Below are 12,998 nucleotides of genomic sequence, written 5' to 3' on the forward strand. Positions count from 1 at the left end.
CGAAGTCATATAGCTTTTTCAAGTGTTGCGTACATATACGTATGAACGGCAATTATGATACTATTTGTTAAAAAGTATTTCGGAGATATCGCCTATGTTAAATTTGCATACCTACGTTCTTCCCGACGGGAGGCTAAACCCCTCCAAAATTTCGAAGCAAGAATTGCTATACAAAGGGAACAATGGGAAATTTGTAGAGCGGTTTTATGTGAATGAATCACAAAGCTATATTTTCAAACCGTTAACGAATGTAGACCGTATGGGTTCAGAAATGTGGGTGTTCGAGCATATTATGCCGAGTCTTCCACAAGTGTACCCTAAAATCCTGGCTTCCTCTTCTGATTCAGACCCTGATCGATATTGGATCATCATGGAAGATCTAGGCGTATTGGATCACACGCATGATCGCGAAACGATATTAAGCATAGTTACAGCGATAGCCAAGTGGCACGCGACGCCAACAGAATCCTTGAACCATGCACCTTTGGCGGGACCTAAGCCCTCAGTTTCAAAGATGAAAGAAGAGCTATTGACGGCAAAGCAAAAAGACATCGAGCTACTGATCGATCAGCTACCTTATGCCGCCCCTTCCATCAACATCGTAATTTCTGCAATGAAGCGGTATGCCGAGAGCGATGAAATGGTCCTGTGCCACGGTGATCTGCATGCAGGTAACTTTGCTAGACAAGCAGATAGAGTTGTTGTGCTGGATTGGGAGCATACTCATGTGAACACCCGCTTCTGGGATCTTTTTCATGCGTTGGATATATCCCATCCTACTTGGGCACGCCATTCCTCCGCACCTTTTCGCAAAGAGGCCATAGACGTTTATATAGATCATGTGCAGAGCTTTACGGGGAAGAGACTTGATCGGCAGGCATTTTGGCAGGAGTACATAACGATCGCATCGATATTTTCCTTATGGATGCTGTTATTGATCAAGAACGATCTCATCAGCAACACGGATAAATGGCCGAAAGTAGCGCTGGAGCAGCAGTTTCAAGAAACGATGCGAACGTTAATGGAGTGCGCGGCAGCATTATAAATTTGGTAAAGGCAGGCGTTATTTTTGAAAAAGTCGGATTAGTTATGAGGAAAATTCAATTTACAGAGGCTCAAGGTCCTCGTGTCTTTGCAGAAAGGCTTAAACAAATCGGACAAGAACTTGGCGTGGAGATCGTGTTTATCTCTCCCGAGCGTCACGTCAGCGGATATGACTGGCTCCCCGGCTACGAGCATGAAAAAGGTGACCTGGTCAATTACGACATCGTTCTCGATCAACTATATGCCCATCATATTGAACATGTGATTTATACGGTTTCGGGCTTTACTTATTTGAAAATGTTTATTAAAAACAGTGTTCTGTTTCCTCACAGCTTTCAGATCCCGCACTGACCGGTTACGAAATGATGAAGCCTTTTACCAAATGGTTGATAAGGCTATTGTTCAAACGGAATTCCTAAAGAGTGAGCTTGGCCGTAACTTTGGTGTGAATGATGTTACTGTCATCCCGATTGGGTTTAATGAGTCGTTGGCGAATAAGCACTTCGATCCTGCTCAAGTCGTTGATAACCGCCTGCTGTGGATCGGGAGAGATGAGGAAAACAGACGTCCGGACCTCGTGATTGAGTATGCAAGACGCAACCCGCAGACGGAAGTGTTCATGGTTTTTGGTGGTGAACGTTATAAGGAGAGCATGAAAAAGTATCAGATACCTGCAAATGTGCAGCTCCGCTTCGCTTTGAGTCAGGATGAGATTTTTACGCTGATGAATTCAGCTAAGGTATACTGGAGCTGCTCCAAATTCGACACTTTTGCTATGCCGTTAACCGAAGCGCTTGCAATGGGCAAAATCGTCGTCAAGCCGGAGCATCCTTGCTACAATCACATCAGCTCGCAGCATTCTTTTGCCGGCAATGAGAAGAATTGGTTTGAGCTAGTCAATATGGCTCTAGGCTCGCCGCGCAAAGTTTCTCAAGAAAACAGGGATTACGCATTCGAAAGTTTCTCGAGTACCGTCATGAAAAAAGGGTATCAGCGGTTTTTCGAAACGTGGCTCAGTTAATGGAGAGCTATCCCCGTATAGATAAAGCAGCATGCCGGGGCACGCTGCTTTTTTGCATGGTTAAAACATGCTCCAGTCGAACTTTTGTGACAAAAGCTCTAACAAGTGCACACCTGCCAAGCTATTTCCTTTACTATTCAGCGCCGGACCGATGACCCCAATTCCATAATGCCCCGGTACCATGGTAAGAATGCCGCCGGATACGCCGCTTTTGGCTGGCAGCCCAACACAAATGGCAAACTCTCCTGATGCATTGTACATGCCGCATGTCACCATGAATGTCTTAGCAATCTGTACGTATCTTCGAGGAATCCATTCCTTGCCGCTTACAGGGTCCGTTCCGTCACAAGCTAACAAAAGCGCCATTCTGGCAATATCGGAACAAGTGACTTCAATAGAGCAGTGCCGAAAGTATACATCAAGGACCTCCTCTACGTCACCCGTTAATACACCATTATCCTTTAAAAAATAGGCAAGAGACCGGTTTCTGTGAGCCGAAGCCGATTCAGAGCGATATACACCTAAATTGATGTCTATCTTATCACTGCCTGCGATCTCGCGAAAAAACGTTAGAATCCGGTTGGATTTATCTTGTGGGCTTTTCCCCTGAATCAGTGAGGATATCGCTATAGCTCCCGCGTTAATTAGAGGATTGAACGGGATACCGGGTTCTACAAGCTCAAGCTTCAGCATGGAGTTAAAATCGTCTCCGCTCGGCTCCTTGCCTACCTTGGAAAACACAACCTCTTCCCCGTTATCCATTAACGCCAGAATTAAAGTAAAAACTTTTGAAATACTTTGCAGCGTAAATGTTAATCCCGTATCGCCTTCCGAAGTACACACACCGCTTTTATCCATCATACAAATGCCAAGTGCCTCTTTAGGAGCTTTGGACAGCTCGGGAATATAGGCTGCTACCTCTCCTTTTGCCGCAAAAGGTCTGCTTTCCTTTACCGCGTGCGGCAAATAATCCTTTAATATTTGAACATCCATCTTCATGGGCTCAATTCCCTCCTCTCGATTCGTTTACATAGGTCATATTCATTAGGCTTTGTAAGAACATATGTTTTGTTTTACAATTGATGTATACATCATGAAGGAGTGATCAATTATTTTACAGAAAACCCATAGTATTGCGGGCCTATTAGCAGCCGAGCTCGTCATTGTGTCAAAGGACATACCGATCCTGTCATGGCAGGCTGGAGGTGCGGTCTTACTAGGATGTGTGGCAGGCACACTTGCTGATGTGGATAAGCAGGGTTCTACGATGGCTAAGGTGTTGTTTCCGGTATCTGCTCTGCTGAAGCTATTGCACGTAAAGCACCGCGCACTCACTCATTCTCTTATTTTTGTTCTGATACTAACGCTAGCTACCGCAGCGTTGCCTCCTTTATACCATCAGGTACTGATTGCCGCTTATTTCTCACATCCACTCATTGACATGTTCAATGAGAAAGGCGTACAGCTCTGGTGGCCGTTAAGATTCCATGTCCGTGTGCTTCCCAAGTTTGCAGCGATCGATACAGGTTCATGGTTGGAGACTTTGTTCCAATGGATTCTATTGGGTTTAAGTATCTGGATTCCTTTCCATGCTTTATTCGAAGAATTTTCTACTAGCTTTACCATATTCGCTTTATGTTAGAAGAGCATGAATGGAAAGTGAAGGAAATAAATAAGCCTGCCAGCTCTGACATATTCTGTCGATCTGGGCAGGCTTTCGTTGCGCTCATTTCACTTTTGATCAGCCGGGAATACAAGACCAATCTGCTTGCGCGCTTCTTCTAGCAGCTGTGCTGTCAATAACGAAGCTGCATGGGAATTGACGGAGGATTCTTGCTGTCCTTCTTTAATCAAACGAATGAATTCGGCTGCTTCATACATCATGCTTTTATCCGACTGAGGCTGCGTGAGCTTCTCCACTTCACCGCCGCGGTAGTGTATTTCCACCTGTGAAGGGATATTAATACTATCGATGATCATCGTGCCTGCTTCACCGTGTATTTCAGCGGGCAGATACGAACTGCTAATCTTGGAATGCATGACAACTGCATCCATATTCGGGTAGCTTAGCAGCAGGCTGCCTTGACCATCCACCCCTGACTCCAGCATAAATGCGTGAGCCTGAAGCCGTTCAGGCTTACCGAACAGAACAGCAAGCGGATATAGGCAGTAGACCCCTAGATCCATTAGCGATCCGTTCGACAATTCCGGTTTAAAAGCATTGAGCACATTCCCCTGCTTATAAGCATCATAACGAGAGGAATATTGGCAATAGCTTGCAAAGTAGCGGCGAATCGGGCCTAACTTATGCAGATGATCTTGAATAACCCGAAAGTTAGGCAGAAGTGTGGACTTGAGCGCCTCCATGAATACGACCTGGTTGCTCTTAGCTGCTTCTATAACTGCTTGCAGCTCAGCTGCATTCGAAGCGGCAGGTTTTTCGCAAAGCACATGCTTGCCATGATTCATACAAAGAATCGATTGCTCCGCATGCATGGAATTCGGACTTGCAATGTACACGGCATCAAATTCATCAGATTGTGCAAATGCTTGAAGATCCGTGTAGGTATAAGTAATATGAAATTTCCCTGCAAATTCCTTTGCTTTATCCTCCGTTCGGGAATAGACAGCACATAACTCGAACTGTCCCGTTTCGCTTGCCGATTGAATAAATTCCTCAGTAATCCAGTTGGTTCCAATTACTCCAAATCGAATCATAGTGGCTCCTTTATGTACTTGAATTCGTCTTGTTTCTACTATATCACGCAGCAGGCGTGTTTCCATACACGATCTGCTTTAGTTCCTGCTTTACTTTAAGAAGCGCACATGTGATAATATGGCATTCTTACTTTTGACTTGGAGGCTTATTTAGCGTGGAACGGTATCCTTTTGCCTTTGATCATTCCAGACCCTTCATTCAGCAGGTCGGTGAATGGGTTGCGGATGTTTTTTACGATATTCTGCCAGAAGCCGGGTTTGAAATCCGCGACGAACAAATCTATATGGCCTATCAACTAGAACGGGCATTTGCCGAGAAAAAACCGATTTTCGCTGAAGCCGGCGTCGGTACAGGTAAGACGCTTGTCTACTTGCTGTATGCGATCTGTTATGCCAGATATATGAAGAAGCCTGCGGTCATTGCCTGTGCCGATGAATCTCTCATTGAGCAACTTGTCAAGCCCGAAGGAGATATCGCCAAAATATCTAAACATCTTCAGCTGCACATCGACGCTAGACTTGGAAAATCTCCCGACCAATATGTATGTCTGCAAAAGCTGGACAGCGCCAGGTTCGGCTATGAAGATGTCGATCTCTATCGTGATCTCTACGAGAGCCTTCCAGACTTCATACATACCCATGAAGCGCTGCAGTCTTTTCACGCCTACGGTGATCGGAAGGATTATCCGCACATGAACGACGAGCAGTGGAACCGCATAGGCTGGGACAGTTTTCAGGACTGCTTTGTCTGTGAGAAGCGGCACCGCTGCGGGCAAACACTCTCAAGAGATCACTATCGCCGCTCGGCGGATCTCATCATCTGCTCTCATGACTTCTACATGGAGCATGTCTGGACTTACGAGGGACGCAAACGCGAAGGCCAGCTTCCGCTGCTGCCTGAGCACTGCGCCGTCGTGTTCGATGAAGGCCATTTGCTGGAATCCGCGGCTCAAAAAGCGCTGACTTACCGAATCCAGCACAACGTGTTTGAAGAACTGATTACGCGGCTGTTGAAGGGCGAAATCCGGGAGTCTCTAGCCGTGCTCATTGACGAAGCCGTGGATCAGAGCGAGTATATGTTCCAAGTTCTGGAGCGTCAGACGAAATCGGTACCCGGCTCTGAGCTTATGGAGATCGAATTGAATGAGGTATTCATACAAGCAATCGATGAGCTCTGCAGAATTCTTACCGCCATTGAGGAAGAGCTCGTATTTGAGAGCGAGCTGTACACGTTAAACGAGTACCAGCTTCGAATCGTGGAAGAGCACCTGGAGATGATGCAGAAAGCGCTGCAGCTATTCCGCGAGAAGGAGACCCTGATTTGCTGGGCGACGGAAAGCCGGAACGGGATGACGCTCGTGATTATGCCAAGGACAGTCAAAGAGGTACTGAAGGAGCGCGTCTTCTCTGCCCGAATGCCCATCGTATTCTCATCTGCCACCTTATCGGTGGAAGGCTCATTCAATTTCGTGGTGGACAGCCTTGGCGTGTCCGATTATTTATCCTTCTCGGTCGAATCACCTTACGATTATGAGCAGCAAATGAGCGTTCTCGCTCCAAAATGGGCTTACAGCGCAACCTTTTCGGAAAAAATGAAAGCAGCTGTGAGTTTACTAGAACGTACCGGAGGCAGAACGCTGCTGCTATTCCAAACCAAAGAAGACCTGAATAGCTTCAAAAGGGAGATCGCCTTTTATCAAGAGTGCTCGCAAATGCGTTTCCTGTTCGAAGGGGACCAAGAAATCAGTCACTTGATTGCTGAATTTCAGCATGATGAAGCTAGCTGTCTGTGCGCCGTAAGCTTGTGGGAGGGATTGGATGTACCAGGTCCTTCATTGTCGAGTGTGATTATCTGGTCACTGCCGTTTCCTCCTAACGATCCGGTCTTTACAGCTAAGCGCCAAGCTTCGGAAGCCCCTTTTGAAGAAGTGGATCTGCCCTATATGCTGCTGCGATTGAGACAGGGAATTGGACGTCTGATTCGAAAAAGCGATGACTGCGGCTTTATCGCGATACTCAGCAGAGAGCTCCAGGAAATGAAACCACTGCGTGAACATGTTGAGGCTGCTCTGCCGAAAGGCGTGACTTTACAAGAAAGCTTAGAAGCGGAAAGAAAGGAACATGTCGATGTTAACCATTACGGGATTTAGTGTAGAATTCGTCAAAGATCCATTTGGTATTTTGAAAGGAAAACGGTACGAGTTCCTGTTGGACATTGACGTGCCAGAGGAGGACGAGCTATACACTGAGAACGGCTTGTATGTCAGAGCCATTTACAGTGTCGAGGACGAAAAGCAGGCGCTCGTCAAGCATGAAATTTTCGAGAAAAGCACGGAGCTACTGCTGGATTTTGAGTTGGAAGACGATGAGGCTGCGATCGTAGAAAGCTTTTGCAAGGAACATTATATGGAAGCTGAATAAAAAGCTTAAGCCAAAAGCATGTTAACTCAACTTTCGCAGCTTGAAATTGGCAAATAAACCTTGATGTAGCTAGGCAAACCGGCTATCCAATCGTGGAGTTGACGATGGATCAGTTTTGAGATTCTCTTCCCAACTTTTGTGGCAACTTCGTTCATCAGTTCGACCAGTTGTTGAAGTGCAACGACCCAGTCAATCGTGCCAACTTCGTCACACAACAAATAGAACAGACCGCCAATTGTCCGCTGATCCGTGCTTTGGCGATGCTGCCAAGCCAGTAAGATATAGCGCGCGAATACGATCGTTGTATGGCTAATAAGCAGATCGTAAGAGCGTCCTTGAAACTCCTTCTGCAGGCGCAGCAAGGATTTGGCGCACTTAAAGAAGACTTCTATTTCCCAACGCATTCTGTAAATCCGAATGATGTCTGAAGCAGATAACGTAAGATCGGTAGAGAGGATAGCTAGCCATTCCTTCTTCTTGGATCGATGACGGACGAACACAACCATGACGGGGATCCCTGGAGCTAGCTCCGTCCGAATCTGCCGAAGGATGTGCCGGTTCTTTCCCTCGATGCGAGCCGCAAGTGAATATAGTGAATTCAGGCAAATGCGATGCCCATCTACTAGATATCGCTTTCTATCGTTTTTCACCATGCCAATGACGTGTAATTCGCGATTACGCATCTCTTGAATCAGTGGCGCGTGAGTAAACCAGCTATCCATGAGCACATAGGACGCGGAAAGACCGGCAGCCATAGCGCGATCCAGCATAGCGGCGATGTTATCTGGAGCACTTTGCAGCGCTTCTTTCCGACGCTTGTAACCTGACGAGCGTTTATCGATACCGTCGGCGATCCCATTGATGCTGGAGTTGTTCGAACTGAGAAGCGCGAAGTCAATTGGAACGAAGGAATGTCCATCTGTCCATCCCATGGTTAGCATGCGGAAACCCTTATAGTACGCTCCTGTGGCATGATCTTTAAAGCGTGCGAGCATCTCGACAGCCTTGCTTCGGTTACGTTCAAACATTGAATCATCGAAGATGAATGCCGTTTCGCGCTTGTCAGAGGTAAGGTGCTCCATGCGATGAACGGTCTCATGGCTTAGTAGTGTTAAAAAGCGTCGCCAAGCATATCCACTGTGATTGAGAAAACGATAGACCGCATCTTTCCCAGGATAATTTGTGCCCTGAGGGCTTTCGAGCAGACGAAACCAATTTTTCTGCTGAAACAACAGTACAAATATGATTCGGAACAAGGTCGCACAGGTGAAGCCGAACTTCTTTTTGAAGCCAGCGTCATTCAAGTGTTTAATGACCTTCAGTTCCTGGAAAGCCAACTTAATTTCTGCTGGCAGTTGATCAATGGATAGCTTTTGCTCTATCATATAGAGGACACCTCTTCTGTGTGGTAGTAGTGTGACTTCGACACTCTCACTTTACCAAAGGAAGCGGTGTTTTTCTATTTTCAAGCAGGGTATCTTATCGATCACAAATCCAGTACGCACCTGGACTTACGCTGATTTATTAGGTGCGAAAGTTGAGATGTTAACGCATAAATGTATGCGATGATGCTGTTTGTTGAGAATAAGCGTTAGACTAATCCATTAGAAGAGGCGGCGGCGGGCAACACTGAAAATAAAGTTTTAGCCTGCCGCTGCTGACATTTACGGATATCGGTTGGATTCCCCTTGGCCCGTCCGCTTCATGTGACCTCCTTCAATTTCATGACCTTGTTGCTTATTTTTGATACATTTTGTATCATTGAAGTGGGAAGGGGGGCTGGCATGAACAGTGTCTTACGTTTTTCGCTAGACCGAAGAATATTTTGGCTGCTAGTATTCAGTTTCACCGATGCCGCATGCACCCATATGGGGATCCGCCTGCAGCTTGTGGAGGAGCTTAACCCTCTTATTCGACATGTATACAACTGGAATGTAACCGGCTACTATGCGTACAAGCTGTTATTTCCCCTGCTGTTAGCCTTGCTATTCCCTTATGTACGTGAGCGCCGATGGTTCGACGTGAGCTTATCCATGACGTTCTGGCTGTATCTCGCTGTGAATGTTTATCATGTCGCATGGATCGTTTTTTGCTGCATCCAAGGCTATTTGTAAGTAACTCTCCGCTTCCCTTACAATAAAGGTATGAACCTGAATGCATGGAGAGTGCAGACTGTGACTTACATCCTTCCAACCGAGCTCCATAAGATGCCGCTTTATTTTGTATACAGGCGAACCAATACCCATACAAGCACCTCCAGTGAGAAGTACCGGGGGACGTTTCATGCTCATCAAGGCATAGAAATTTTATTCGTTCATCAGGGCAAAGGAACCTTAATTGTGGATCAAAAGAGCTACGAGCTGCGTGCGGGATTAATCGGCATCTTTCAGCCTTTTCAACTCCATCACATCCAAGTAGAACTCACCGACGAGACGCCGTTTGTCCGGTCGATCGTGCATTTCGAGCCTTCTTTATTCGAAGCTTACTTTGACAAATGGCCTGCGATGCATGCCTTTTTTAAACATATCCATACCAGTAAGCTGCCGCATGCGTGCAGATATATGATGCAAGAATCGATAGAGCTGGAGCAGTTGTTTACAACCATGTACCATCACATACCTCAGCTATCAAAAAAAGATTATTTCGAGGAGTTCTCCCTGTTTCTGGTTTCCTTTTTCCGGGTGTTCAAATCACTGTGGGAGCAAGACGACTCCCCTTCGGAGCCTTCCGAGACACGCCAGTCCCATCAGGCGGAACGCATTTTGAAATGGCTGGACACCCACTATAAAGAACCGCTGCGCCTGGAGCAAATGTCGGCCGACCTGCATTTGTCCCCCTACCATCTCTCTCATTTATTCAAAGAGTGTACGGGCAGCAGTATCACCGACTATATCGCAGCCAGGCGCATGCGTGAGGCGATGCTTCTATTAAGCTCGAGTGAGCAATCCATCTCCCAGATTGGTGAAGAAGTCGGGATTACGAACAGTTCCTACTTCTGTAAATTGTTCAAAAGCCATATGGGCGTCACGCCCCATCAATTTCGAAAAAATCTGCGAGCCTACCGTTAACCTTGCGTGCGATAATTGCTTCCGGTCGTAATGCTCACATCTTGAAAATTTTCAACAGAGCTGCTTTTCTCGTAAAAATGGGTCGCCTTCTCTTGGATACCGCTTCTTGTATAGAAGGGATCTTCCGGACCAAGCGGAAACCGGACAAGTTCTCCAGTGCTGGCGGACTTGTAAATTCCAATGATGAATTCAAGAGTCTGCCTTCCGCTTACACCATCAATAAGAACAGGAGCGCCAGTCTCAATAGCCGTAAGCACATTGTCGATTTGTCCGGTATGCCCTTCATATCGGACTTCAGGCAGCGTGTCATAGAAGGTTTGAATCTCCTCTTCAAGCGCCGGATTGGGCTCAGGGAAGCCATTCTGCTTCGCACTGGAGGCTTTCAGGTTCCACGGAACGGAAACCCGGGCCTGCGAGCCTTGGAAAATGAGCTGCTGCTCTTCCCCATGATGGACCACCGAGCTCGTTACTTGCCCTAACGCGCCGTTCTCATAGCGCAGAAGGCCGATCGAGAGATCCTCTACCTCTGCATTATCATGTGAAACGTTCGACATGAACGCCTGAATCTCCCTAGGACGTCCCATCATCCAAAGCAGGGCGTCGATGTGATGGACTGCGTGGTTTAATGTGCAGCCTCCGCCTTCTTTTTCCCAAGTTCCCCGCCACCACAAATCATAGTAGCTGTGACCTCGCCACCAGAAAGAATCTACCTGTGCATGAACGATATTCCCCATGAGTCCGCTGTCCAGCACCGACTTCAGCTTCATCATGGGTGTCTTGAAGCGGTTTTGCGCAACGATAGAAAGGATTTTACCGCTTCGTTCAGCGGCTGCATTCATTTGGTCGCATTCTTCAAGAGAGGAGGCCATTGGCTTCTCCACGATGACATGTTTGCCCGCTTCAAGACAGGCAACCGTTAACGGAGCATGCGTATATGGCGGTGTACAGATGGAAATCACATCAATATCTTCATCGAGCAGCTCCTTGTATTCCTTTACCGCCCGAGCGTTCAATTGAAATTGATCAATGCGGGCTTGCGCTTTGTCTACATAAATATCACTGATCGCAACGATCTGGCAGCGCTCCTGAAATTGCAGATAAGCTTCAATATGAGCCGTAGATATGGCTCCCGAACCGATTATGGCAACTTTTAACACGTATGAACCCTCCCTGACTGTATGTAGATCGAATTTCATATGAACAGAGTAACAAGAATGAGGTTCATTCGGTATTGTCAGTATTGTGTAAAAATAACGCTGCATTGCGGTTGTATACAATAAAAAGAAACAGCTCCTCCATGATCCGTATCGGAACAGGAAAAGCTGTTGTTGGCGCAATCGTTAAGTCGCCATGGTCGCAGTTTGAAGATTCAGTGATTCCATCAGCTGTTCTAACCGGGAGTTATAGCTTTCGATTCGTTCAAGCACCGGTGAAATGAGCAGCACGAACAATCTGCCGAGTATGCCGCCCCCCTTCATCCAGCTGGACGGGCAGTGTTCCGGCTGTATACACGAGAATTCCTTCCCGTTTGTCAGAATCGTAGAGCATACCTTCTCGCTCCAATATCCGGCAGACTCTGGTAAAATCGTATGCCTCGGAAGATGACCACTTGAAATATCGGGAGAAGACGTTGACCTGGCCGAGTACCCGCTCCAGGAAAGAGATATAGGTGGACAGTGTAAATCGACCGTTGATTTCAATGATGGGGATGATCGTATCATCCATCGTAATCATCGTGTCAATGCCAGCTACCCCCGTATAGCCGAGTTGATACAAATGTCCTCCGATTTGCTCAGCATACTGCTGATAAGCATTCAAGGTGCTAGCATCGATATCGACCGGGAGCTTCGAACCGATATAAACCGTATCCCGGAGGATTTGCTGTTTCATGGAGAACAGCTCCACATCGCCTTGCGGAGAAATATAGATTTGATAATTCAAATCCGCCTTTTTTCATACCAGCCTTCAACCAGCCATTTGGCGTCGGAGTTTGTTCGGGCAGTACGGGTAAACCGTGCCAACAGCGGCGTTAGCCGTGAAGGGTCATCAATCAGATAGAGACCTTTGCCGGAGGCTCCATGCGGTTCTTTAATAATGACTTTGCTGAATCCGGAACCTTCGGATAAGAGAGTATGGCATGCTTCCTTGATTTGTTCAACATGTTCACAAATGTAGCCCTCGCTGATGTCCATTTGCAATTGCTGCGCGATTTGCCGATTGAACACTTTATCATTTATGACCGCTTGGAGTGAGGATGGCGCACCAATCAGCGTTAAGCCGCATCTCGATGCAATTTGCTCCTCCAGACTCGATACTCCGTATGGGACGAAAAATATATCTTCCCGTTCGTGTGCCATGAGAGTTAATTGTTGAAGTAAGTCTTCATCTCCGAGAACAAGCTCGGAGATCGGGGTGTGCGCATCCACCCATCGAGGGGTCAAAATCGTCGGGATGGAAAAGCCCCAGCTCTTCAGTTGGGCCAGAAATGCCGGGTCAGGCTGATGTCGAAGGATGAGAATGTCCTGCTCTCTGCACAGTAGAAGGTTCATCTCTTCGACCCGATTGACAATCCGTTCTTCATTGCGATCCACAATGCCGGGAGAAAGCCGATTCCAGTACTTCTCAACGCCGATATTCATCAGCCATACGATCACGCCGTCCTGCCGCTTTTTGCCTAAATAATCGATCAAATGAAACGGGACTGCCATCTCATGATCCTCCCCTTC

12 protein-coding genes and 1 pseudogene are annotated in these 12,998 nt (G+C 47.0%); 7 read left to right on the top strand and 6 right to left on the bottom strand.

Annotated elements, in window-relative coordinates:
- The first annotated feature begins 94 nt into the window (after positions 1-94).
- Both L0M14_RS15980 and L0M14_RS15985 read left to right on the top strand, forming a co-directional pair.
- A complete protein-coding gene (locus tag L0M14_RS15980) occupies positions 95-1,045 on the top strand; it encodes a phosphotransferase family protein (protein ID WP_235117683.1) in 951 nt (316 codons plus the stop codon).
- Positions 1,046-1,089: 44 nt separating this feature from the next.
- A pseudogene (locus tag L0M14_RS15985) lies at positions 1,090-2,065 on the top strand (glycosyltransferase).
- 60 nt (positions 2,066-2,125) lie between these two features.
- Here L0M14_RS15985 and glsA read toward each other — a convergent pair.
- A complete protein-coding gene (gene glsA / locus L0M14_RS15990) occupies positions 2,126-3,064 on the bottom strand; it encodes a glutaminase A (RefSeq protein ID WP_235117684.1) in 939 nt (312 codons plus the stop codon).
- A 166-nt stretch (positions 3,065-3,230) separates the two neighbouring features.
- Here glsA and L0M14_RS15995 point away from each other — a divergent pair, with 166 nt between their 5' ends.
- Positions 3,231-3,707 carry a metal-dependent hydrolase gene (locus L0M14_RS15995; RefSeq protein WP_235117685.1) on the top strand — a complete coding sequence of 159 codons (477 nt, stop codon included), beginning with the start codon at positions 3,231-3,233 and terminating at the stop codon, positions 3,705-3,707.
- A gap of 89 nt (positions 3,708-3,796) precedes the next feature.
- Here L0M14_RS15995 and L0M14_RS16000 read toward each other — a convergent pair whose 3' ends face one another.
- Positions 3,797-4,783 carry a Gfo/Idh/MocA family protein gene (locus L0M14_RS16000; RefSeq protein WP_235117686.1) on the bottom strand — a complete coding sequence of 329 codons (987 nt, stop codon included), beginning with the start codon at positions 4,781-4,783 and terminating at the stop codon, positions 3,797-3,799.
- Positions 4,784-4,938: 155 nt separating this feature from the next.
- On the opposite strand from L0M14_RS16000, the gene L0M14_RS16005 reads away from it, so the two are divergent.
- The gene (locus tag L0M14_RS16005) at positions 4,939-6,933 is read left to right on the top strand and encodes an ATP-dependent DNA helicase (protein ID WP_235117687.1); all 1,995 of its coding nucleotides are present in this window, start codon (positions 4,939-4,941) and stop codon (positions 6,931-6,933) included.
- Positions 6,911-7,204 (top strand): DUF6509 family protein, encoded by a 294-nt coding sequence (locus tag L0M14_RS16010; RefSeq protein WP_235117688.1) that lies wholly within the window; start codon positions 6,911-6,913, stop codon positions 7,202-7,204. The genes L0M14_RS16005 and L0M14_RS16010 overlap by 23 nt, the downstream gene beginning before the upstream one ends.
- Before the next feature lie 26 nt (positions 7,205-7,230).
- Here L0M14_RS16010 and L0M14_RS16015 read toward each other — a convergent pair whose 3' ends face one another.
- Positions 7,231-8,589, bottom strand: coding sequence for an IS4 family transposase (locus L0M14_RS16015; RefSeq protein ID WP_235117563.1), 1,359 nt, complete (start codon positions 8,587-8,589; stop codon positions 7,231-7,233).
- Between the two features lie 399 nt (positions 8,590-8,988).
- Here L0M14_RS16015 and L0M14_RS16020 point away from each other — a divergent pair, with 399 nt between their 5' ends.
- Both L0M14_RS16020 and L0M14_RS16025 read left to right on the top strand, forming a co-directional pair.
- Positions 8,989-9,318: a DUF5658 family protein gene (locus tag L0M14_RS16020; RefSeq protein WP_235117689.1), complete on the top strand. Its 330-nt coding sequence runs from the start codon at positions 8,989-8,991 to the stop codon at positions 9,316-9,318.
- A 60-nt stretch (positions 9,319-9,378) separates the two neighbouring features.
- Positions 9,379-10,272, top strand: a complete 894-nt coding sequence (locus tag L0M14_RS16025; protein WP_235117690.1) for an AraC family transcriptional regulator — start codon at positions 9,379-9,381, stop codon at positions 10,270-10,272.
- Here L0M14_RS16025 and L0M14_RS16030 read toward each other — a convergent pair.
- The 3 genes from L0M14_RS16030 to L0M14_RS16040 form a co-directional block, all read right to left on the bottom strand.
- Positions 10,269-11,429, bottom strand: a complete 1,161-nt coding sequence (locus L0M14_RS16030; RefSeq protein ID WP_235117691.1) for a Gfo/Idh/MocA family protein — start codon at positions 11,427-11,429, stop codon at positions 10,269-10,271. The two genes, L0M14_RS16025 and L0M14_RS16030, sit on opposite strands and share 4 nt — an antisense overlap.
- Positions 11,430-11,691: 262 nt before the next feature.
- Positions 11,692-12,162 carry a peptide ligase PGM1-related protein gene (locus L0M14_RS16035; protein WP_235117692.1) on the bottom strand — a complete coding sequence of 157 codons (471 nt, stop codon included), beginning with the start codon at positions 12,160-12,162 and terminating at the stop codon, positions 11,692-11,694.
- 47 nt (positions 12,163-12,209) lie between these two features.
- Entirely contained in the window at positions 12,210-12,980 is a 771-nt protein-coding gene (locus tag L0M14_RS16040) for a preATP grasp domain-containing protein (protein WP_235117693.1), read from the bottom strand.
- Positions 12,981-12,998 lie beyond the last annotated feature (18 nt).

The sequence above is a fragment of the Paenibacillus hexagrammi genome (genome assembly GCF_021513275.1).
Classification (GTDB): domain Bacteria; phylum Bacillota; class Bacilli; order Paenibacillales; family NBRC-103111; genus Paenibacillus_E; species Paenibacillus_E hexagrammi.